Origin of the sequence: Streptomyces sp. NPDC052079, assembly GCF_040680275.1 — a bacterium.
In the GTDB taxonomy this organism is placed as follows: domain Bacteria; phylum Actinomycetota; class Actinomycetes; order Streptomycetales; family Streptomycetaceae; genus Streptomyces.
In genome coordinates this window covers 88,310-110,608 of the sequence record NZ_JBFAWL010000005.1, presented here as the reverse complement: position 1 = coordinate 110,608, position 22,299 = coordinate 88,310, and the positions used below count along the sequence as shown (strand labels likewise).

The following is a 22,299-nucleotide window of genomic DNA, read 5'->3' as shown; positions in this document are numbered from 1 at the left end:
AAGTCGTATTTGTGGATAAACAGGTAAGAAGCCGCATCTGGCCCTGGGCTGTTCCGACACGCTCTTTAGGCCGTCCGGCGTGCGCGAACGGCCTCCTCGACCCTTCCTCGACCGTTCGTCGAACCGTTCGTCGACGCGATCGACCGTCCGTCGCACGCTCCTGTGCACGCCCTGTCCCCCGGGGGACGCCGTGCGCTGCCATACGGCCATGACGGCCGGAATCACACTCACGAACGGGACGACCGCCGAGCACGAGCTCGCCGCACTGCAGCGCGAGCACGGCCGGCCCCTCTTCGCGCTGCTGCTCCGGCTCTGCGACGGGGACCGGCAGCGTGCGGAGGATCTGGTCCAGGAGACGCTGGTACGCGCCTGGCAGCACCCCGAGGCCCTGCGCGCGCAGGACTTCGACTCGGTGCGGCCCTGGCTGCTCACCGTGGCCCGGCGGCTCGCGATCGACGCGCGACGCGCCCGGCAGGCCCGTCCGCCCGAGGTCGGGGACGCCGTACTGGAGAACGCGCGGGTGATCTCCGACCACGCCGAGCGGGCCGCGGCGACGCTCGATGTCCGCGAGGCTGTGAAGACACTCACTCCGGAGCACCGTGACGTCCTGGTGCTGGTGTATTTCCAGGGGGCGAGTGTGGCGGAAGCCGCGGCGGCCCTCGGAATTCCGCCCGGTACCGTGAAGTCCCGCGCGTATTACGCGCTGCGCGCCCTGCGCCGGGTGCTTCCCGGATACGCCTCCGACATGCGGTGAAACCGACCGCCGAGTCAAACCTCCGTAAAGCGCCTTGCCGATGACCCCGGTTGAGTAATCGGCTGTCCTCATCCGTGTTCCGGACCGGGGGCCCGGATTCGGGCGACGTCGCGCATTGCACCGGAGGAAGGCAGGAAGGGATGCTGCACAGAGGTCGAGAGAGCAGGGACGGCGCCGGAGACGGTGAACTGACCGTCCCCATGGCCTGGTTGTACGCCGAGTACATCGCCGACGAGCTGCTGCGCAGCGGCGATCTCATGCCGCCGACGTCCTTCGAGTTCCGGGCCGGCCGGGACGCGCTGGCGCTGACCGTCTTCCTGTCCGACACCGACGGCGAGCTGTCCGGCATCCGGGTGGTCACCCAGCTGGAGACCTGGCTGTCGCTGACCGCCTACGACCAGCCGTGGCAGGAATGGGTGCAGGGGCGGCTGGCCGACCTTGGCGCGAACGCCGCCGCGTCCGGCAGCTCCACGCCGGATCCGGACCTGGAACTGGCCCGGGAGGCCTGGCGCTGGCTGTGCGAGACGGAGCTGCTCGCACCCGATCTCAACGCGGTGCCCGGCGGCGGCGCAGTGGCCGGTGAGGACGAGGGACCCAAGGTGTGGACGCCGGCCTGGCAGCTCGGGCTGCCGCTCGGCCACCTCGCGATCCACCTTTTTTAAGATCCCGGGAAATCCGACCAATCCACGGGCCCGAGGGCTCCGAATCCTTTGGTCACGATTCGGCATGCGACTTGAGTGATTCGGTCACCCGGTCCGTACCGGTGGGAGCAAGGAGTAACCCCACCCGCACCCAACGGCACGAGGATTCGGCATGAGGTCCCTGGAGAGGCATCGCGACGTCGGCGCCTACGCGCTCGGCGTGCTGGACGAGGCGGAGGCGTTCCGCTTCGAGGACCACCTCATGGAGTGCCCCAGCTGCGCTGTCCAGGTGACCGAATTCGGCCCTGCCGCACGCCAGTTGCTGTTGTACCGGAGCGCCACCCCGCGGATGGTGAGCCCGATGGCCAAGCCGGGCCCGAGGATGCTGGACCGGCTGCTGTCCCAGGTCGCGGCCCGCAGGCGCGCGGGGCGCCGCCGGATGCTGCTCGCACTGGCCGCCTCGGTGGTCCTGGCGGTCTCCGGACCGGCGATCGCGGTGATGGCCGAGGACGGCGGTGAGGACGCGGTGAGCATCGAGGCGACCGACGAACGGTCCGGGGTGTGGGCGGAGGTGACCACGGAGGACAAGGCCTGGGGCAGCCTTCTGGAACTGAAGGTCAAGGACGGCGCGGGGCCGCGCGCCTGCCATCTGGTGGTGATCGGCCGGGACGGCTCCGAGGAGATGGTGACCAGCTGGAACGTGCCGCATCACGACGCCCGCCCCAACACGATGCCCGGCGGCTCGGCCATGCACCCCGAGGAGATCGCCCGCTACGAGGTACGGACGTCGGACGGCGAGCACCTGGTCACGCTGAAGCCCCGGTGAGCGTTCCGGCCCGGTGGCTCACTTCAGCAGGCGGGAGAGCCTGCGGTCGGCCAGCGGCTTCCCACCGGTCTGGCAGGTCGGGCAGTACTGCAGCGAGGAGTCGCTGAAGGAGACCTCGCGGATGGTGTCCCCGCACACCGGGCACGCCTCTCCGGTACGCCCATGGACCCGCAGACCGCTCTTCTTCTCGGCCTTCAGCCGTCCGGCCGCGATCCCGCGCGAGCGTTCCACCGCCTCGGTGAGGGTGGTGCGCAGGGCCGCGTACAGGCGGGAGGTCTCCTCCGGCGTGAGGGAGCCGGCCAGTTTGTACGGGGACATGCGGGCCGCGTGCAGGATCTCGTCGCTGTAGGCGTTGCCGACGCCCGCGATCAGGCTCTGGTCCCGCAGCGCGCCCTTGAGCCGGCGGCGTTCCCCGGACAGCAGGTCCGCCAGGCGCCGCTCGTCGAAGTCGTCGGCCAGCGGGTCCGGGCCCAGCCGGGCGATGCCCGGGACCTCCCCGGGGTCCGTCACGACGTACACCGCGAGCCGCTTCTGGGTGCCCGCCTCCGTCAGGTCGAAGCCGGCCCCGGTCTCCAGCGCGACGCGCAGCGCGAGGGGCCCCTTGCCGGGGCGGGGCGGCCCGCTGGGCAGGCTGTCCTTCCAGTGCAGCCAGCCCGCGCGGGCCAGATGGGTGACGAAGTACGGCCCGCCGTCCGTCTCCAGGGCGAGGAACTTGCCGTACCGGTGCACGGCGGTGACCTCGCGGCCCTCGAGGGCCGTGAGCGGAGGGTCGTAGGTCTTCAGGACGCTGATCGCCACGGGCAGCGCCCGGACGATCTCATGACCGGCCAGGTGCTCGGAGAGGAAGTCCTTGAGCGCCTCGACCTCGGGGAGTTCCGGCATACGTCAAGAGTGCCACCGTCGAGAGTGCCACCGGTGGCCGCCGGGATCAGGCGGGATCGGTGCCCTTGCCCACCACGAACTCGCTCCACACGCACTTGCCGCCGCCCCGCGCCTCCACGCCCCAGGCGTCGGCGAGCATCTCGACCAGGAGCAGGCCCCGGCCGGAGACGCCCGACTCCCCCGCCTCGCGGCGCCGCGGCAGGGCGCTGGAGGAGTCCTCGACCTCCACGCGCACCCGCCGGTCGGTGCCGGTGAGGAGCCTGAGGGTGACGACCGCCGTGCCCTCGGTGTGCATCAGGACGTTGGTGATCATCTCGTCGGCGACCAGTTCGATCTCGTCGGCCCGGTCCTGGGCGCCCCATGCGCTCGCCGCCGCGCGGATCATGCGCCGGGTCTCCGAGAGCGCCCTCGGGTCGCCGGGCGGCACATGCTGCTTGATCCGGCCGCCGGAGCGGGGGCTGTCCAGGGGGCGGCGGCGCAGCAGGAGCAGCGCCACGTCGTCCTCGCCGCCGCGTTCGTCGGCGACGTCGATGAGCCGGTCGGCGAGCTCGCGTACGTCGTCGGGACCCACGGTGATCAGGTCGCACAGGGTCCGCATGCCGTCGTCGAGGTCGGCGCCCGGCTCTTCGACGAGGCCGTCGGTGCACAGCAGCAGGGTGTCGCCCACGTCGAGTTCTATCGTGCCGACCGGGTAGTCGAGCCCGCCGAACTCCGCCGACAGGCCGAGCGGCAGCCCGCCGGGGACGGCGACGCGGTGGCAGGAGCCGTCGGTGCGGCGCACCAGTGGGTCGATGTGCCCGGCCCGCACCATCTGGACGACGCCCGTGGACAGGTCGGCCTCGGCGTAGAGGCAGGTCGCGGAGCGGTCGGTGTCGAGCTCGTCGAGGAAGACGGAGGCACGGGCCATCACCGTGCTCGGCGTATGGCCCTCCGCGGCGTAGGCGCGCAGCACGATGCGCAGCTGGCCCATGACGGCCGCGGCGTGCGTGTCGTGGCCCTGGACGTCGCCGATGACGGCGCCGACCTTGCCTCCGGGCAGCGGGATCAGGTCGTACCAGTCGCCCCCGATGTCCCGCCCGAAGCTGCCGCCGACGGAGGCGGCCCGGTAGCGCACGGCGAGGTCGGCGCCCGGCACGCTGGGGATGGTGCGCGGGAGCATGGCCTGCTGCAGGCTCTGCGCGAGGTCCATCTCCTGCTCGTAGAACATCGCGCGTTGCAGGCTCTGCGCGATGCTGCTGCCCAGGGCGACGAGGATGTTGCGCTCCTCGGCGGAGAAGCCGCGCCGGTCGCTGTAGAGCAGGCCCATGGCTCCGATCGGGCGGCCCTGGACGATGAGCGGCAGATAGGCGGCCGAGGTGATGTTCAGACCGGCGAGGCCCTGCCAGAGCTTCGGGTAGCGCTCGGCGAACTCCTCCGGTGACTCGATGAAGCGCGGACCGAGGGTCCGCACCGCCTCGCTCATCGGGTAGGGCTCGTCGATCCCGGTGATCCGGGTGCCCTCGACGAAACTGCCGTCGGGTCCCTCGGCGATGAGCCGGATCCGTCCCGCCTCGACCAACCCCATCACCAGGCTGGTCGCCCCCAGATGGGTGAGTCCGTGGGTGTCCTTGAGGGCGTCGATGACCTCGCGCACGGTACGGGCGTGGGCGAGGGCCGCGGTGGTCAGCTGGACGATGTTGGTCTGCCGGCGGCGGGCGTCCTCCTGCTCGGCCTCGGCGCGCCGGGCCTCCGTGTCGCTGAGCTCCTCGGTGGCGTCCCGGACGATGCCGATGATGCCGATGATGCGGCGGGGCCGGCCCGTATCGTCCCGGCGGATGTAGCCCTGGGTGTGGGCCCAGCGCAGCGTGCCGTCGCGGCGCCGGATGCGGAAGTAGGCGCCGTAGTTCTCGCTCCCGTCCTTCAGCGCCTGCGAGACGACGGCGTCCAGCCGTCGGGCCTCCCCGGGCGGCACCCGCTTCGCCAGGGTCTCGGGATGGTCGTCGTATTCGTCCGGGCGCAGGTCGAAGATCTCGTGCGCCTGGGCGTCCATCTGCATCAGCCCGGAGTCCAGGTCCCAGTCGAAGCTACCCATGCGGTTGAGCACCAGGATCGGATCCGGGTGGGCCGGCCAGTCGTCCGGGAGTGACAGGGGGCTCGCTCCCCGATCAGCCATGGGCCCACCTTTTCAGGATTCGTCCGATTCTTCGACCGCAGAAGGCGTGCCGCCCGCTTCTCTCAGCGTGTTGCTCACGCCGTCCGGTGATATACGGAGAGTCACAGATGTTCGGGGTGACGAAGCGGAAGGGGCGGGCGCCCGTGGACTGGTTCACCGCATCCGAGTACTGGGTCAGCCGGCTGGTCTTCCAGCGGGCGCTGGCCGCGCTGTACCTCGTCGCGTTCCTGACGGCGGCACTGCAGTTCCGGGCGCTCATGGGGGAGCGGGGCATGCTGCCGGTGCCGCGTTTCGTGGCGCAGGTGCCGTTCAAGAAGTCGCCGAGCCTGTTCCATCTGCACTATTCGGACCGGTTCTTCGCGGGGTGCGCCTGGGCGGGGTGCGCGGTGTCGGCGGCGCTGATCGCGGGGGTGGACTCGCTGCTTCCGCTGTGGGGCGGGATGCTGCTGTGGCTGGTGCCGTGGGTGCTGTATCTGTCGATCGTCAATGTCGGCCAGACCTGGTACTCGTTCGGCTGGGAGTCACTGCTGCTGGAGGTCGGGTTCCTGGCCGTGTTCCTCGGCAACGACGAGGTGGCACCGCCCATCGTGGTGCTGTTCCTGCTGCGGTGGATCCTCTTCCGGGTGGAGTTCGGCGCGGGACTGATCAAGCTGCGCGGCGACGAGTGCTGGCGCAAGCTCACCTGTCTGGACTACCACCACGAGACGCAGCCGATGCCAGGTCCGCTGAGCTGGTTCTTCCACCATCTGCCGAAGCCGCTGCACCGGGTCGAGGTGGCGGCGAACCACTTCACCCAGCTGGTGGTGCCCTTCCTGCTGTTCACCCCGCAGCCGATCGCGTCGGCCGCCGCCGCCGTGATGATCGTCACCCAGCTGTGGCTGGTGCTGTCCGGCAACTTCGCGTGGCTGAACTGGATCACGATCGTGCTGGCCCTGCCGGCGATCGAGTTCCCCGCCGATCCGCCCGCGGTGTCCGACCCGCCCCTGTGGTACGTGGTGATCGTCCTCGCGGTGTCCGCGCTGCTGCTCGGCCTCAGCTACCAGCCCGTCCTCAACATGGTCTCCCGCCGTCAGGTGATGAACCGCTCCTTCGACCCGCTGCACCTGGTCAACACCTACGGCGCGTTCGGCAGCGTCACCCGGGTCCGCTACGAGGTGATCGTGGAGGGCACGGCGGACGAGGTGCCCCGGGAGGACTCCGAGTGGCGGGAGTACGAGTTCAAGGGCAAGCCGGGCAACCCACGACGCTGGCCGCGCCAGTACGCGCCGTACCATCTGCGGCTCGACTGGCTGATGTGGTTCGCCGCGCTGTCACCCATGTACGCCGCCCCGTGGTTCGGGGGGCTGGTGGAGCGCCTGCTGACGAACGACCGGGACACGCTGAAGCTGCTGCGCCACTCCCCGTTCCCCGCCGACGCGCCCCCCCGGCACATCCGCGCCCGCCTCTTCCGCTACCGCTTCACGACGTGGCGGGAGCTGCGGGAGACGGGCGCGTGCTGGGACCGGACGTATGTGCGGGAGTTCCTGCCGCCGACCCGGCTGACGGGGCCGGCGGCTGAGCGGACGTAGACACCGGTGGCGGTGGCGTCGGGGCGAACGGTCACGGCCGTTCGCGGGGGCATCGAGCCGGCGCCGGTTTACACCGCTCATGCCGTCCGCTTCAGCCGTAGCGTCATCAGCTCGAAGGGGCGCAGGCGCACGGTGATCCGCTCGCCGTCGAGCGGGGGCGCCGGTGTGCCGGCCAGCGGTCGTTCCAGCAGGTCGGTCACCTCCACGCCGGTGACGGCGAACCCGGTGGTGAGCGTGGCGCGGGCGCGGGCGCCGTGGGCCTCGTGGAAGCGGACGACGACGTCGCCGCTGCCGTCGTCGGCCAGCTTGACCGCCGTGATCACCACCGCGTCCCGGTCGGCCGTCACCAGCGGCGCCACCTCGCCCGCCCCGGTGCGCCGCCGCTCGGGGAGATTGATCCGCCACCCTTCGCGCACGGCGTCGCCGATGGACGCGCCCGGCAGCAGCGCGTGCCGGAAGCGGTGCACCCCCTGGTCGGTCTCGGGATCGGGGAAGCGCGGGGCGCGCAGCAGGGAGACGCGGACCGTCGTGGTGGTGCCGTGGTCGCCGTCGGTGCGGACCGTACGGGTCAGATCGTGGCCGTAGGTCGAGTCGTTGACGACCGCGACACCCCAGTCCGGTTCCTGGAGGTGGACGAAGCGGTGGTTGCACGCCTCGAACTTGGCCGCCTCCCAGGAGGTGTTGGTGTGGGTGGGCCGGAAGAAGTGACCGAACTGCGTCTCGGACGCGTACCGTTCGGCGTGCAGGTCGAGCGGGAAGGCGAGCTTGAGGAACTTCTCCGTCTCGTGCCAGTCGACCTCGGTGTCCACCACCAGCCGCCGCTCCCCCGGAGGCAGCGTCAGCACCTGGCTCACCCGGGAGCCGCCGAAAGAGCGGACGATCCGCACCGAGGCGCCGTCGTCGCCGGCCGTCACCTCGTCGGCGTCGGTCAGGTCGGTGACCGTGTTCCGGTAGAACTCGTCGACGTCCCAGGCGTCCCACATGTTCGGCAGATCCGGGTGGAGTTGGAGGAGGTTGCCGGCGCGTCCTGGGGCGACGGTCTCGCGCTCGGCTTCGATGTCGTAAGCGGAGACCAGCAGGCCGCGGGCGTCGATCCCGATCCGGAGCAGCCCGTTGTCGAGGACGTTCCCGCCGCCGGGGCGCGGTGCGAGGGTCGTACGCCCTTCGCTGTCCGCCGCCGGACGGGCGCCGCCCGCGGGGACGCCGACCCGGGGGTGCGGGGCCGCGTTGAAGACGAGGGGGACCGTCCCCTCACCGGCGAGGGCGCGCTGGGCGGTGTCGATGATGTCGTTCAGCTCCCGGGCGATCCGGGCGTAGGTGGCGCGGGCCTCGCGGTGCACCCAGGCGATGGAGGTGCCGGGCAGGATGTCGTGGAACTGGTGCAGCAACACCGTCTTCCAGATCCGGTCCAGTTCCTCGTAGGGGTAGGGGGCACCGGTCCGTACGGCCGCCGTGGCCGCCCACAGTTCGGCCTCGCGCAGCAGATGTTCGCTGCGGCGGTTGCCCTGTTTGGTGCCGGCCTGGCTGGTGAGGGTGGCGCGGTGCAGTTCCAGGTAGAGCTCGCCGACCCAGACCGGCGGTTCGGCGTACTCGGCCTCCGCCTTGACGAAGAAGGCGGACGGTGTCTCCCAGGTCACGGTCGCGGAGCCCTCCAGGTTCCGCAGCCGGGCCGCCTTGGCCACCATCTCGCGGGTGGTGCCGCCGCCCCCGTCGCCCCATCCGGTGGGTGCGAGGGAGTGGCGGGCGGCGCCCTTGTCCTTGAAGTTGCGGACCGCGTGGGCGATTTCGGCGCCCCGCATGGAGCAGTTGTAGGTGTCGACGGGCGGGAAGTGGGTGAAGACCCGGGTGCCGTCGATGCCCTCCCAGCGGAAGGTGTGGTGCGGGAACTTGTTCGTCCGCGACCAGGAGATCTTCTGCGTCAGCAGGTACTTGGAGCCCGCGGCCTTGATGATCTGGGGCAGTCCGGCGGCGAAGCCGAAGGTGTCCGGCAGCCAGACCTCGTCGTTCTCGATGCCGAACTCCTCGAGGAAGAACCGCTTGCCGTGCACGAACTGCCGGGCCATCGCCTCCGAGCCGGGCATGTTGGTGTCCGACTCCACCCACATGCCGCCGGCCGGCACGAACCCTCCGTCGGCGACGGCCTTCTTCACCCGTGCCCAGACCTCGGGCCGGTGTTCCTTCACCCAGGCCCACTGCTGGGCCTGCGACATGGCGAAGACGAACTCGGGCTCGTCGTCGAGCAGTGCGGTCATGTTGGTGGCCGTACGGGCGACCTTGCGCACGGTCTCGCGCAGCGGCCACAGCCACGCCGAGTCGATATGGGCGTGCCCGACGGCGCTGATGCGGTGCGCGGAGGGGACGGCGGGGGCGGACAGCACCTCGGTGAGGCAGGCACGGGCCCGCTCCGCGGTGCCGTTCACGTCCTGGAGGTCCACGGCGTCCAGGGCCCGCTCCACCGCGCGCAGGATCTCCCACCGGCGGGGCGCGTCGGCCGGCAGCTCGGCCATCAGCTCACCGAGCACTTCGAGGTCGACCACCAGTTGCCACACCGTCTCGTCGAGGACGGCGAGGTCCATGCGGGCCAGCGTGTACTGCGGTGCGCTGCCGGCGGTGTCCTGGTCGCCGAGCGGGGTCGGCATGAAGGGGTGGTAGCCCATGATGACCGGGTTGGAGGCGGCCTCGATGTGCAGGCGCACCTCCTCCCCGCCCTCGACGGGCGCGCCGATGCGCACCCACTGGTTGCGCGGGTTGAGGCCCTTCATGGGGGTGCCGTCGGGCCGGTAGACCAGGCCCTCGCACTGGAAGCCGGGCATGTTCTCGTCGAAGCCGAGGTCCAGGACCGCCTCCACGGTCCTCCCGGACCAGGCCTCGGGGACCGTCCCGGTGACCCGGAACCAGCTGGTGCCCCAGGGCGCGCCCCAGCGGGCGCCCACCTTAACGGGCTCGGGTTCGGCGGCGAGTCCCTCGGCGACGGGGACGGGTTCTCCCGGTGCGTGCCACACCGCGACCTCGAGGGGAACGGACTCGGGATACACCGCGGGGCGGATGCGCTCGTCGAGGACGCGCTTGAGGCGGGCTTCGACCAGGGTGCGGTCGTCATGCATGCGGGGCGCTCCATGGTTGAGGGCGGGCGGTCACCAGGTGTACCACTCCCCCGGTGCGCACCCGCCCGAACCAGGGAGCGGGTCAGCGCCCGCCGCCGTGCCCGTCCGGGGCGCCGCCTTGTGTCCGCGCCTGCTCCTCGATGCGGCGCTTGGCGTGGGCCCAGTCGATCGGCAGCCGGTCGGCGGGCACCTCCCAGAAGGCGAACGTCGAGTCGCGCATCGTGGCGCGCAGGCCGGTCATGACGCTCTTGTGCGGGTCGGTCCGGGCGTAGGTGTACAGCGCGTCCCGGCTCTCCCACGCGGACAGCGTGTAGAAGACCTTGCCGAACGGTTTGGCCTCCAGGGAGGCGCCGAGCGCCCCGGGTGCCTTGCGGACCTGGCCCCAGGCGGACAGCGACTTCCAGAAGAAGCGGGGGACGTCCTTCAGCGACCGGACCTCGAAGCGGGAGGCCATGACCAAGGCCTGGATGCCGGGGCGGGGCGGATTCGGGGTGACCCAGGGAAGAGTAGGCACGATAGTCTCGCCTCCATGGCTGGTGAGTGACACTATCCAGATTAGACAGTGGCGCTACCCAATTGCCGGAGGAGAGCGGAGAAGCACGTGAGAATCTCGGAACTCAGCCGCCGCAGCGGGGTGCCCAACGCGACGATCAAGTACTACCTGCGGGAAGGGCTGCTGCCACCCGGCCGTGCCACCGCGGCGACTCAGGCCGAGTACGACGAGACCCACCTCAGGCGGCTGCGGCTGATCCGCGCACTCGTCGGCGTGCGCGGCCTGTCCGTGGCGTCGGCCAAGCAGGTCCTGGACGCCATGACCGAGCACCGCGGCGACATCCACGAGGTGCTCGGCATCGCCTTCGGCATCCGGCCGCCCGGCGCCGGGGCTCCGGACACGGCCGGGGAGGAGACGAACCCGGAGGCCGCGGCCCTGGTCGACGCGATGGGCTGGTCGGTCTCCGAGTCCAACCCGGCACGGCGGACCATCGACGAGACGCTGCGGGCCCTGCGCTCCCTGGACATCGACTACGACTGGCAGGCCCTGCTCCCCTACGCCGAACTCGCCGAGCGCACGGCCCGGCACGACCTGGACCGGATCGAAACGATCACGGACCCGCTGGAGAAGGCCGAGCAGGCGGTGCTGCTGACCTTCCTGCTGGAACCGGCCCTGATGGCCCTGCGCCGGCTGGCACAGGAGAACGAGTCGACGGCACGTCACGGCGGGGACGGGCACACGTAGTTTTGGGGCCTGTCTTTTGATCTTGCCGTGACCGGCGGGGAGGGCCTAGGGTCGGGTGGGTGACTGCCGGGTCGGCCGTAGGCCATACACGAAGGGCGTTCCCGGCCTCGGTGTGAGGCCGATGCGGGGCGCTCCCCCGCCCGTGCGGGACCGGGCCCAGGCCCGTGGCCCGCCGCTTCTCTCCGCGTTCCGTTCCCTCGCGCGCCCCGGCGCGCGGACCCACCCAGGAAACCGAAACCGGAGACTCATCCCGACATGCCCGAAGCACAGCACATCGAGCTCAACCACACCGCCGTCTACGCGAGCGACCGCCAGGCCTCCGCCGACTTCCTCGCCGGGATACTGGGGCTGGAAGTAGGCGCCCCGTTCGGCCCGTTCCTCCCTGTCGACCTGGGCAACGGCGTGACCCTCGACTACTACGAGATGCGCGGCGAGCCGATCCAATCCCAGCACTACGCCTTCCTGGTACCGGAGGAAGGGTTCGACGCCATGATCGCGCGCCTGGAGGCGGCCGGGGTCACCTACTACGCGGACCCCGGCCACACGGAGCCCGGCCGGGTCAACGGCCTCTTCGGCGGACGCGGCGCCTACTTCGACGACCCCGACGGCCACAACATGGAAATCATGACCCGTCCCTACGCACGACCCTGAGTCCACCCCGGCGCCCGGCTGCCGCCTGCCGCGCCCCGCGGGCAGCCGTGCCGCGCTCCGCTGCCGCCTGCCGCGATCCGCGGGCAGTCGTGCCTCCCCCAGTGCCTTAAGGGCCTGGGAGGTACCCCCAGGGCGATGGGGGTCCCCCCGCTCGAGCGAAGTCGAGAGTGGGGGAGGGTGGGCGCGGCGGCACCCCGCAAGCGCCGGGCTGCGCAACCCAGGCCGGGTCCGTCACAGCGCCCGGTACATGATGTGCAGCCCGACCGTGCCGTGCCGGGGGTGGTCGAACGCCCCGGGCACCGTCCCGAGGATGGTGAAACCGAGTGAAGTCCACAGTGTCACCGCCGGGTTGGTCTCGACGACCGCGTTGAAGACCATGCCCCGGTAGCCCGCGTCCCGCGCCTCGGCCAGGACGTGCTCGGCGAGCAGGCGGCCCACGCCCCGCCCGGCCCGGTCGGGGTCGACCATGAAGCCCGCGTTGGCGATGCGCGCGGCGGGGCCGCCGTAGTTGGGGGTGACATAGGCCGAGGCGACGACGGCTCCGGTGTCGTCCTCCACGACGTACACCTGCTTCCCCGGACCGGTCCACAGGACCCGGGCAGCCTCCTCGGAGGTGCCCGGGTCCCAGGCGTATGTCTCGCCGGCGGCGACGATGCAGTGCCAGAACGGCCAGATGCCTGGCCAGTCCTCGGGGGTCGCTTCCCTGATCAGCATGGGCGCGAGTCCGGCACGCCCCCGGACCGGGCGGCGCGGGACGGGTGTCAGTCGACGCTGGGCAGGATGTGCGGTTCGGCGAGGTCGTCCTCGTAACCCGCCAGGCGGATCGGGGCCGAACGGGCCCACACCTCGAGACTCCCGAGCTCCCCTGGCCTGCGGCCGGTACGTTCCGTGCGTTCCTTGGGGCGCTCTTCGCGTTTCGTCTGCTCCGGTGTCACCGCGCACTCCTTATGTGTCGGTCACCCTAGGGACGTACTGCGTCGGCCCTGTGCCTGGCGCCTGACGTCCGCTCGGGTCTGGTTGAAAGCCGTTCCGACGCGGTGGCGCCTGGTAACTCGGGTGAGAGCAGGCCGTGATGAACCGGCTTGTCCCAGACGGACCGTGGGTGCGGGTAGGACCCTAAGTGCTGTCCGTCCGCATCAGACTAACCAAATGAGCGGCCCCCCGCTCGATGGGGCTCGAAACGGCCGGTAACAATCATGCGACAGGGCGGTTTCCATCAACCGCCATATGCTGCTATTTCGCCATGCATACGGCGTTCCCGTTCACCCATTCGGCGTACAGGGGCGTCGACAGTTTCGACAAGCTCGCATGGACGGGGCGTCCCCGTCACCACCGGCCGGGCGCGTAGTCCTTCAGGAAGACGCCGTACAGGTCCTCGCCCGCCTCGCCGCGCACGATCGGGTCGTAGACCCGGGCCGCGCCGTCCACCAGGTCGAGCGGGGCGTGGAAGCCCTCATCGGCGAGGCGCAGCTTGTCGAAGTGGGGACGCTCGTCGGTGATCCAGCCGGTGTCGACCGAGGTCATCAGAATGCGGTCGGTGTCGAACATCTCCTGCGCACTGGTCCGCGTCACCATGTTCATGGCGGCCTTGGCCGCATTGGTGTTGGGGTGCCCGGCACCCTTGTAACCGCGGGCGAACACGCCTTCCATCGCCGAGACGTTGACTACGTACGCACGCCCGGTGGAGGCACGGCGCGCCGCCTCCGCCATCACCGGACGCAACGCGCTGATCAGGATGAACGGTGCCGTGTAATTGCACAGCTGGGTCTCCAGCAGCTCCACCGGGGAGATCTGCTCGATGGTCTGGACCCAGGTGTTGGACTCGACGACGTCGGGCACCAGGCCGCCCGCGTCGATGGCGGTGCCCTCACGGTGCCGTTCCACGCTGGCGTTGCCCGCGACCAGGGCGAGGTCGGCCACCTTCTGCGCGTCCAGTCCGCCGGCCCCGACGGGCAGCGCGCTCAGTCCGCCGACCGCGCCGGAGTTGAAGGCGCCGATGACGTGGTGGGCGGGCAGCTCACCGGCCGGCAGCGGGGCGCTCTCGCCCTCCACGAGCGCGGCGTACGCCGACGGCAGACGGCGGACCGTCTGGGTGGCGTTGTTGATCAGGATGTCCAACGGGCCCTGCTCCGCGACCTGGTCGGCCAGGGCGACCACCTGGCCGGGGTCGCGCAGGTCGATACCGACGACCTCCAGGCGGTGCATCCAGTCCGCGGAGTCGTCCATGGCCTTGAAACGGCGGATGGCGTCCTTGGGGAACCGCGTGGTGATTGTCGTGTGGGCGCCGTCGCGCAGCAGCCGCAGCGCGATGTACATGCCGATCTTGGCGCGGCCGCCGGTGAGCAGCGCCCGCTTGCCGGTGAGGTCGGTCCGGGCGTCGCGCCGGGCCCGGTTCTCGGCGGCGCACTTCTGGCAGAGCTGGTGGTAGAAGTAGTCGACCTCGACGTAGCGGGTCTTGCAGACGTAGCACGAGCGGGGGCGCTGGAGTATTCCCGCGATCCGGCCGGGCTCGACCCGGGAGGAGGGCAGGATGCCCTCGGTCTCGTCGTCGATGCGCTCGGCGGAGCCGGTGGCGGTGGCCTCGGTGACCGCCTTGTCGTGGGCGGTCTTGGCGGCCCGGCGTTCCTGGCGGCGGCGCTGCTTGACCGTGCGGTAGATGTGCGAGGTGGCCCTGCGGACCAGGATCGCGTCCGGGTGGTCGACGTCGAGCTTGTCCAGTTCCTCGAGCACGCTGAGGCAGACGGCCAGCCGCTCCGGGTCGATGCCGGGCCCGTATGCCGCCGCGTCCGCGGCCTCGGGGCCGTTCTGTGTCACCGTCATCGCCGCTGCCGTTTCCCGCTCTGCCGTCGCGGCGCTCCGTTCGCATCCGCTGTCGAACGGGGGATTTTACGGAGCGCCGGGCGGCAGTACCAAACCGCGGTCCTTCAGTGATCGCAGACGGCGGTCAGCGTCGTCACCTCCTCGGTCAGCGCGTGGGCCAGGCGGTCGAGGTCCACTACGGCCGCGCCGTCGGCGACCAGGCCGTAGTGGACGCGCCCGCGGTAGGTGGAGATCGCGACCGCGAGGGAGTGCCCCGGGGCCAGCGGCGCGAGCGGGAAGACGGCACCGAGCGGGTCGCCGCCGAGCCGCAGGCCGAAGCCGGGCAGCGGCACGCTGGTGACCAGGACGTCGAACCAGAGCCGGGCCGCCTGGCCCAGCAGTGGTCCGCCGAGCCGGTGGCCGAGCGGCGGCACATGGTCGGCGAGCAGGGCGACGGCGCCCGCGCCACGGTGGGGGCCGGCGTCCTTGTTGCGGTCCATGGCGGTACGCACCCGGGTGAGCCGGGTGAGCGGGTCCCGCTCGTCGACGGGGAGCCGTATCAAGTACCCGGAGAGCCGGTTGCCCTGTGGGTGGGCGGTGCGCGGCCGGCGACGGGAGACGGGGATGAGGGCGCGCGGGGCGACGCCCTCGCTGCCGTCGCCGCGCTCGTCGAGCCAGCGGCGCAGGGCGCCGGCGACGACCGCGATCGTGACGTCGTTGACGGTGCCGCCGGCGCTCTTGCGGATCCGGTGCACCTCGTCGAGGTCGACGACCGCTCCGGCGGTGCGGCGGGTGCCGCTGGGCGCGCAGGTCAGCGCGGGCGAGGAGCGCATGTCCAGGGTGGAGCGGGCGACGGCGGCGCCGATGTCCAGGGCCCGGCCCGCCTCGGACAGGGCGTCCCGCACCAGGCCGGGCACCTCGCGCACGTCCGGGAGCAGTCCGCGCGGGGGCTCCGCGGGACGGGGCCGGGGTGCGGGCAGGTCCATGGGGTCCATCAGGGCGGCGGCCAGGGTCAGGGCGCGCAGTCCGTCGGCGAGGGCGTGATGGAACTTGAACAGGACGGCGAAGGAGACCCCGTCCTCCCCCGGCAGCACATGGGCCTCCCAGGGCGGCCGGGTGCGTTCCAGCGGGCGGCCCATGAGCGGTCCGGCCGCCGCGTGGAAGTCGTCGGCCGGGGGGTGCAGCCGGACGTGGTCGAGGGGGTCGAAGCCGGGGTCGGGTTCCCGGCTGGCGCCGCCGAAGGCGAGCGACCCGCGCACCGCCGAGGCGAGCGGCTGCCGCAGCGCGGCCGTGAGGGCGTTGCCGGGGCCCGGCCATGGGGGGCGCAGCGCCGACAGGGACGGCCGCAGGCGGAGCGGCTGCCAGGTGTCGCGGATGCGCATCCGCAGGCCCGGCACGGCGGCGGCACGGGCGGCCAGCAGATCGGCCGCGTGCGCGGCCGCGGAGGGCGAGCCGGCGGAGAAGATTCCGAGCGCGGCGAGATGCATCGGGTGACCGGCGGACTCGATGTTCCAGAACGCCAGGTCGAGAGGGGCGAGCGGGTCTGCGGTCATGGTCGGGCCTCGCGTCGACGACGGGAACGGAACGGAACGGATCAGCAGTCAATCGCTCCCGGCCGATTACGGTCAAGTACGATCTGGCTACACAAAGTTAACAGCATGTGACGTCTGCGTACGCCCTCCGGGTGCGGCCGAAAGGGCGGGGCGTGTGTGCGGCACGGGGCCATTGCGGCGCGTTCACGGTCCCACCGGGTGACGGACGCCACCCGGACGGGCGCGGGCCGCCGGAGGAGGGTGACGGCTGACCGGCCCACACCCCTTACGGCACCAGCTGTCCCTTGCCGAGGGCGATCACGCCGCCCTCGGAGACCGTGTACAGCTCCGCGTCGCGGTCCGGGTTGACGCCGATCGTCGCGCCCGGCGGCACCTCGACGTTCTTGTCGAGCACCGCCCCGCGCACCACCGCGCCCCGCCCGATGTGGACGTTGTCGTGCAGCACCGAGCCCTGCACCACCGCCCCCGGGTCGACCAGCACACCCGGCGACAGCACGGATTGCGTGACCTGCCCCCGGATCAGAGAGCCGGCGCTGATGATCGACTCGCTCGCCATGCCACCGGCGTTGAAGCGGGCCGGGGAGAGCTGGCCGGAGTGGGTGTAGATGGGCCACTGCCGGTTGTAGAGGTTGAACGCGGGGCGCTCGGCGATCAGGTCCATGTGCGACTCGTAGTACGCGTCCAGGGTGCCGACGTCCCGCCAGTACCCCTGGTCCCGGCTGGTCTCGCCGGGCACATGGTTGGAGCTGAAGTCGTACAGGTGTGCCTCGACCCGGTCGGTGAGCTGGGGCAGGATCGAACCGCCCATGTCGTGCACCGAGTTCTCGTCCTCGGCGTCGCGCTGCAGGGCCTCGATGAGCGCCTTGGTGGTGAAGATGTAGTTGCCCATCGAGGCGAATACGCGCTCGGGGTCGTCGGCCAGTCCGGGCGGGTCGGCGGGCTTCTCCAGGAAGCGGTCCACGGTCAGGCCGTCCGAGCCGGGGGTGATCACGCCGAAGGCGGAGGACTGCGAGCGCGGCACCCGGATGGCCGCCACCGTGACCCCCGCGCCGCTCTCGATGTGCTGGGCCAGCATCTGGCGCGGGTCCATGCGGTAGACGTGGTCGGCGCCGAACACCGCCACGTACTCCGGCTGTTCGTCGTAGATCAGGTTCAGCGACTGCAGGATCGCGTCGGCGCTGCCCAGGTACCAGTGCGGGCCGAGACGCTGCTGGGCGGGGACGGGGGTGATGTAGTTGCCGAGCAGGCTCGACATGCGCCAGGTGGTGGTGACGTGCCGGTCCAGCGAGTGCGACTTGTACTGGGTGAGCACGCAGATGCGCAGGATGTCGCCGTTCACGAGGTTGGACAGCACGAAGTCGACCAGTCGGTAGGTGCCGCCGAAGGTGACCGCGGGTTTGGCGCGGTCCGCCGTGAGGGGCATCAGGCGCTTGCCCTCGCCGCCCGCCAGCACGATTCCCAGGACCGAAGGACCACCACGACGCATGGCCGCTCCCCTCACGCCGATTTTCCCAAGACTGCCCCGGACGGACCGGGCTAAGCCTGTTTGAGGATCTCCTCGTAGAGCAGGACCGTGCGCCGGGCCACCGCCTCCCAGCCGAACTCCGTGACCGCGCGTTCCCGTCCCGCCTCGCCCATCCGCCGTGCCATGGCCGGGTCGCCGAGGACGGAGTCGAGGGCCCGCGCGAGGCCCGCCTCGAAGCCGTCGTCCGCCTCCACGAGTACCCCCGTCGAGCCGTCCGCCACCACCTCGGGGATACCGCCGACCCGGGAGGCGACCACCGCGGTGCCGCAGGCCATGGCCTCCAGGTTGACGATGCCGAGCGGCTCGTACACCGAGGGGCACACGAACACGGCGGCGTGGGTGAGCAGCTGGATCACCTCCGGACGCGGCAGCATCTGCGGGATCCAGTGCACCCCCTCGCGGACCCGGCTCAGCTCCTTGTACAGCTCGCGGAACTCCCGGTCGATCTCGGGCGTGTCCGGGGCGCCGGCGCACAGCACGACCTGCGCGGACGGGTCGATGCCGCGCACGGCACGCAGCAGCTGCGGCACGCCCTTCTGCCGGGTGATCCGGCCGACGAACAGCACATAGGGGCGGGACCGGTCCAGGCCGATCCGGTCGAGGGCGTCGGTGCCGGGGTCGGGGCGGTACAGGCGGGTGTCGATGCCGTTGTGCACCACGTGCACCCGGCCGGGGTCGAGGGCCGGGTAGCAGCCGAGGATGTCCTCGCGCATGGCGGCGGACACGGCGATCACGGCGTCGGCGGTCTCGACGGCGGTGCGCTCGGCCCAGCCCGACAGCGCGTAGCCACCACCGAGCTGCTCGGTCTTCCAGGGGCGCAGCGGCTCCAGGGAGTGGGCGGTCATCACGTGCGGGATGCCGTACAGCAGCTTCGCGAGGTGACCGCCGAGGTTGGCGTACCAGGTGTGGGAGTGGACCAGGTGGCGGCCCTCCAGGGCGGCGGCCATGGCGAGATCCACGGAGAAGGTGCGCAGCGCGTCGTTGGCGCCGTCGAGCGTGGACCAGGGCCGATGGCGCAGGACGCCGTCCGCCCTGCCCTCACCCCAGCAGTGCACCTCGAGGTCCACCAGGGGGCGCAGCTCCCGGGCCAGGAACTCGACATGGACTCCCGCGCCGCCATACACGTCCGGGGGGTACTCCCTGCTCAGCAGTCCCACGCGCACCCGCGAACCCCCTGTCCGAGCAGACGTTTGAGCAGACGTTCCCCTCATGGTCACCCAGTTGGGGCGCGTGGGGAAGAGCCGGGCGGCCGTGCGAAGCAGCAGTCGCCGCAGACTCCCCCGCCGGGCACCCGGTAGTACAGACAGCAGCTGCGGCGCCGGAAGGCGGTGCCGGTGAGGGTTCCGGCGCCGGCGAGCAGCGGGTCCGCGAGAAGTGCGCGGGTCAGGGAGGCGGCGCGCGCGGCGACGTCCGTACGGCCGTGGCGGCGCGCCCAATGGTTCAGCTCCCGGGCGGCACCCGCGAGCGCGGAGGCGGCGTTGCCGCGCAGCAGTCCCGGGGCGACGCGGTGGCGGGAGCGCAGGGCCTCGGCCAGGGGTTCGAGGTGGCCGCGCAGCACCAGGTCGGCGAGGATGGGCGCGTCGCCGGGCAGCGGACGTACCTCGGTCAGCCACAGGTCGTCGGGGGCTCCGGCCTCCGGGTCCCAGCGCAGCAGGTGCGGGCCGAGGTCGGGGACGGCGCCGTAGAGCGCGGCGGAGCCCAGGGCGACGGACCACAGGCGGGCGGCGAGTCCCTGGTGGGCCACCGACGCGGCGACCCGCGCCTCGGGCGTACGGAGGGCGGCGGCGACCCGGCGCACCCGCGAGGTCAGGAAGTCGCCGTGAACATCCGGGGGTCCGGGGACGTATGCCTGGGCGAGCGTGGGAAGGGAGCGGACTCCTGTCGTGCGCAGTACGAAGAAGCCACCGAGCCGGTGAAGGGCGGTGAGGCGGGGGTCGAGGTCCACGACGTGCAGTAGTACCAAGTCCCCTAGGGGCAGCAACCAGGGGCCCTCCGTCTTGGGGCGCCCACCCAGGGGATGACGGGGTCGTCGTCGTACTCCATCGGCAGTAGGACTCATTGAGTGCTCAGGGACGACGACGGGAAGAGCCTGACACGGCATCGTGTTGCTCATGAGAGCCGACCGTTCGCCGCGCCGGGCCCGCCGCCCCGGCCTCACGCAGAGGAACAGCCGATGAGCGCCCTCGCGTTGTCCGTGGTGCTGTCGTTCGTGTCCGCCGTGGCGTACGCCGCCGGCGCGATCGTGCAGGAGCAGGTCGCGGTGTCCTCACCCGGCGCGCAGCAGTACGCACCGCTGCGCCGGCCGGGCTGGTGGGCGGCGGTCGCGCTCAACGGTCTGGGCGCGCTGCTCCACGTGGTGGCGCTCGCCTACGGCCCGCTGAGTCTTGTCCAGCCGCTGGGGGCGCTGACCATCGTGTTCGCGCTGCCCATGGCCGCCCTGTTCGTCGGCCGCAAGGCGGGGGCGACCGCATGGCGCGGCGCCATCATGGCGACCGTCGGCCTGGCGGGCCTGCTGTCCCTGGTCGGCGCGGCCGAAGCGCAGTCGCTCAGCAGCGCGCAGCGGGTGGCGGCGGCGCTGGGGACGGCGGGTGCGGTCGTGGCGCTGATGGTCGCGGCCCGGGCCGTGCATCGGCATCCCGCGGTGCGCAGCATCCTGCTGGCCATGGCGTCCGGTGTCGCGTTCGGCATGTCCTCCGTCTTCACCAAGACCGTCGCGGTGGACTGGACCGGCGGGGTGTCGGCCGGCGATCTGCCGTCCATGGCGGTGATCGGCGTCCTGGCCACCGCCGGCATGCTTCTCTCCCAGGCCTCCTACCGGGGTGCCGGCCTGGCGGCCCCGCTGGCCACGCTGACGGTGATGAACCCGGTGGTGGCGGCCGTGGTCGGCATCACGATGTTCGGCGAGACCTTCCGCTACGGCAGCACGGGCACGGCGCTCGCACTGAGCTGTGGGGTGGTGGCGGCCGGCGGGTTGATCCTCCTCACGACGGAGCGGCTGGCCCGTGAGCACCAGGAGGCGCGGGCGGGCGGTGCCAAGAGCGCCGTACCGGCGTCCGTGCCCGCGGCGGACGCCGCCGAGCGGCTGCTGGCCCAGCTGACGCTGCCCGATGACGTGCCGGTGCCGGCGCCGCTCGGGGCTCCGGACGACGCGGATCCCGCGGCGGCGCCGCTGATGGCGTACGCGCCCTTCTGCGGCGGACCGTACGTGCCGGTCGGGGTGGTGGACCGGCACAGGACGCGCATCACATCGTGACGCCGCCCGCCCTCAGATAGGCGACCGGGTCGACGTCCGAGCCAAAACCGGGCCCCGTCCGCACTTCGAAGTGCAGATGCGGGCCCGAGCTGTTGCCGGTCGAACCGGACCGGCCGATGCGCTGCCCCGCGCCGACGGACTGCCCGCTCTTCACGGAGATCGCCGACAGATGGGCGTACTGGCTGTAGCGGCCGTCGGTGTGCCGGACCACCACCTGGTAGCCGAACGACCCCTCCCAGCCGGCGCTCACCACGGTGCCCGCCGCGACCGACTTCACGGACGTGCCGGTGGGGACGGGGAAGTCGATCCCCGTGTGATAGCCCTTCGACCAGGCGGATCCGGCCTTGTGGTAGGGCGTGCCGAGGGCGGCGCTGACGGGGGCGACCAGCTTCCCGCCGGTCGCGGCAGCACGGTCGGCACGGTCCTCGGTGCGCCGGGAAGAAGTCTTCTTTTCTGACTTCTTCTCGGTCTTCTTTTCGGTCTTCTCGGCCTTCTTTTCGGGCTTCCTCCCGTCCGGCTTCGACGGGGTGGTGGAGGGCTTGGCCGTCCCGTCGGGCAGGGCGAGGCGCTGGCCGGGCACGATCAGGTCGGGGTCGGCGCCGATGGTCGAGCGGTTGGCGTCGTACAGCCCTTTCCAGCCGCCGCGGATCCGCTCCTCCGCCGCGATGCCCGAGAGGGTGTCGCCGCGGACCACGGTGTACATCTCGGCACGGCCCGCGCGCGACTGGGGTGTGGTGTGCGGTTTGACGTCCTCGACGGTGGGCCGGCTCTTCTTCTTCGCGTCGGCCTTCGCAGCCTTCCCGCCGGATGTGCCGGCGACGGGCTGGATCCGGGGTGTGTCACCGCCCCGCGTCAGTCCGGCCCGTACCGAGCAGACCGGCCAGGCGCCGGGGCCCTGTCCGTCGAGTACCTTCTCGGCGACGGCGATCTGCTGGTCCTTGGTGGCCAGATCCGCACGGGGCGCGTACCGGGTGCCGCCGAACGCCTCCCAGGTGGACTGGGTGAACTGAAGTCCGCCGTAGTACCCGTTGCCGGTGTTGATGTCCCAGTCGTTGGTCGACTCGCAGGCGGCGACCTTGTCCCAGGTCTCCACGTCGGCGGCCTGGGCGGCGCCCGTACCCATGAGCGGGAGCGCCATTCCGGCCCCGCCCGCGGTGACGGTGAGCGAGGCCCGGTTGATCCTGTTCGGCTGATACCGGCGGTGCCGGCCGCGGACGGCCATGGAATCCCCCTCGACAGTGCGTCAGGAGGGGCAAAAGTAAGCGGGGCGAACTAGCCGTGACAAGGCGGCTATCGGCCGCACGGATGCGCCAAGTGGCCGGGAGTTTTCGCCCGTTGCGCCCCCGTTGATGCC

General features: G+C 71.6%; 19 protein-coding genes. 7 read left to right on the top strand and 12 right to left on the bottom strand.

All coding sequences use genetic code 11. From position 1 onward, the window contains the following. Positions 1-208: 208 nt before the first annotated feature. The 3 genes from AB0L56_RS11300 (at position 209) to AB0L56_RS11290 (ending at position 2,221) form a co-directional block, all read left to right on the top strand. Positions 209-754 carry a sigma-70 family RNA polymerase sigma factor gene (locus AB0L56_RS11300; protein ID WP_361028504.1) on the top strand — a complete coding sequence of 182 codons (546 nt, stop codon included), beginning with the start codon at positions 209-211 and terminating at the stop codon, positions 752-754. 140 nt (positions 755-894) lie between these two features. Further along, positions 895-1,416 (top strand): hypothetical protein, encoded by a 522-nt coding sequence (locus tag AB0L56_RS11295; protein WP_361028501.1) that lies wholly within the window; start codon positions 895-897, stop codon positions 1,414-1,416. Between the two features lie 151 nt (positions 1,417-1,567). After that, positions 1,568-2,221, top strand: coding sequence for a zf-HC2 domain-containing protein (locus AB0L56_RS11290; protein ID WP_361028498.1), 654 nt, complete (start codon positions 1,568-1,570; stop codon positions 2,219-2,221). An 18-nt stretch (positions 2,222-2,239) separates the two neighbouring features. Here the strand turns inward: AB0L56_RS11290 and AB0L56_RS11285 are convergent, their stop codons facing one another. Together AB0L56_RS11285 and AB0L56_RS11280 are read right to left on the bottom strand one after the other, a co-directional pair. Next, entirely contained in the window at positions 2,240-3,103 is an 864-nt protein-coding gene (locus AB0L56_RS11285) for a DNA-formamidopyrimidine glycosylase family protein (protein ID WP_361028495.1), read from the bottom strand. A 46-nt stretch (positions 3,104-3,149) separates the two neighbouring features. Further along, positions 3,150-5,255, bottom strand: coding sequence for a SpoIIE family protein phosphatase (locus AB0L56_RS11280; protein WP_365421635.1), 2,106 nt, complete (start codon positions 5,253-5,255; stop codon positions 3,150-3,152). A gap of 143 nt (positions 5,256-5,398) precedes the next feature. Here AB0L56_RS11280 and AB0L56_RS11275 point away from each other — a divergent pair, with 143 nt between their 5' ends. Then, positions 5,399-6,823 (top strand): lipase maturation factor family protein, encoded by a 1,425-nt coding sequence (locus AB0L56_RS11275; protein ID WP_365422084.1) that lies wholly within the window; start codon positions 5,399-5,401, stop codon positions 6,821-6,823. Between the two features lie 77 nt (positions 6,824-6,900). Here the strand turns inward: AB0L56_RS11275 and AB0L56_RS11270 are convergent, their stop codons facing one another. Both AB0L56_RS11270 and AB0L56_RS11265 read right to left on the bottom strand, forming a co-directional pair. After that, positions 6,901-9,927 (bottom strand): glycoside hydrolase family 38 C-terminal domain-containing protein, encoded by a 3,027-nt coding sequence (locus AB0L56_RS11270; RefSeq protein ID WP_365421632.1) that lies wholly within the window; start codon positions 9,925-9,927, stop codon positions 6,901-6,903. 82 nt (positions 9,928-10,009) lie between these two features. Further along, entirely contained in the window at positions 10,010-10,441 is a 432-nt protein-coding gene (locus tag AB0L56_RS11265) for a DUF3291 domain-containing protein (protein WP_365421629.1), read from the bottom strand. An 87-nt stretch (positions 10,442-10,528) separates the two neighbouring features. Between AB0L56_RS11265 and AB0L56_RS11260 the strand changes: the two genes are divergently transcribed. Both AB0L56_RS11260 and AB0L56_RS11255 read left to right on the top strand, forming a co-directional pair. Next, complete coding sequence (locus AB0L56_RS11260) at positions 10,529-11,164, top strand: MerR family transcriptional regulator (protein ID WP_365421626.1); 636 nt, start codon at positions 10,529-10,531, stop codon at positions 11,162-11,164. Positions 11,165-11,419: 255 nt separating this feature from the next. After that, positions 11,420-11,815 (top strand): VOC family protein, encoded by a 396-nt coding sequence (locus AB0L56_RS11255; RefSeq protein WP_361028480.1) that lies wholly within the window; start codon positions 11,420-11,422, stop codon positions 11,813-11,815. A gap of 231 nt (positions 11,816-12,046) precedes the next feature. Here the strand turns inward: AB0L56_RS11255 and AB0L56_RS11250 are convergent, their stop codons facing one another. From AB0L56_RS11250 to AB0L56_RS11220, 7 genes are all read right to left on the bottom strand, one after another. After that, entirely contained in the window at positions 12,047-12,529 is a 483-nt protein-coding gene (locus AB0L56_RS11250; protein WP_365421623.1) for a GNAT family N-acetyltransferase, read from the bottom strand. A 47-nt stretch (positions 12,530-12,576) separates the two neighbouring features. Beyond that, on the bottom strand, positions 12,577-12,750 hold the full coding sequence (locus tag AB0L56_RS11245) for a hypothetical protein (protein ID WP_361028477.1): 174 nt from the start codon (positions 12,748-12,750) through the stop codon (positions 12,577-12,579). 391 nt (positions 12,751-13,141) lie between these two features. Further along, complete coding sequence (locus tag AB0L56_RS11240; protein WP_361028474.1) at positions 13,142-14,635, bottom strand: SDR family NAD(P)-dependent oxidoreductase; 1,494 nt, start codon at positions 14,633-14,635, stop codon at positions 13,142-13,144. 104 nt (positions 14,636-14,739) lie between these two features. After that, on the bottom strand, positions 14,740-16,167 hold the full coding sequence (locus AB0L56_RS11235) for a wax ester/triacylglycerol synthase family O-acyltransferase (RefSeq protein ID WP_361028471.1): 1,428 nt from the start codon (positions 16,165-16,167) through the stop codon (positions 14,740-14,742). Positions 16,168-16,432: 265 nt separating this feature from the next. After that, a complete protein-coding gene (glgC, locus tag AB0L56_RS11230; protein ID WP_361028468.1) occupies positions 16,433-17,653 on the bottom strand; it encodes a glucose-1-phosphate adenylyltransferase in 1,221 nt (406 codons plus the stop codon). A 50-nt stretch (positions 17,654-17,703) separates the two neighbouring features. After that, a complete protein-coding gene (gene glgA, locus AB0L56_RS11225; protein ID WP_365421617.1) occupies positions 17,704-18,855 on the bottom strand; it encodes a glycogen synthase in 1,152 nt (383 codons plus the stop codon). A 50-nt stretch (positions 18,856-18,905) separates the two neighbouring features. Beyond that, the gene (locus AB0L56_RS11220; RefSeq protein WP_361028462.1) at positions 18,906-19,637 is read right to left on the bottom strand and encodes a (2Fe-2S)-binding protein; all 732 of its coding nucleotides are present in this window, start codon (positions 19,635-19,637) and stop codon (positions 18,906-18,908) included. 228 nt (positions 19,638-19,865) lie between these two features. Here AB0L56_RS11220 and AB0L56_RS11215 point away from each other — a divergent pair, with 228 nt between their 5' ends. Further along, a complete protein-coding gene (locus tag AB0L56_RS11215; protein ID WP_365421614.1) occupies positions 19,866-20,945 on the top strand; it encodes a DMT family transporter in 1,080 nt (359 codons plus the stop codon). Here AB0L56_RS11215 and AB0L56_RS11210 read toward each other — a convergent pair. Continuing rightward, a complete protein-coding gene (locus AB0L56_RS11210) occupies positions 20,935-22,167 on the bottom strand; it encodes a transglycosylase family protein (protein ID WP_365421611.1) in 1,233 nt (410 codons plus the stop codon). The genes AB0L56_RS11215 and AB0L56_RS11210 overlap by 11 nt on opposite strands. Positions 22,168-22,299: the final 132 nt, after the last annotated feature.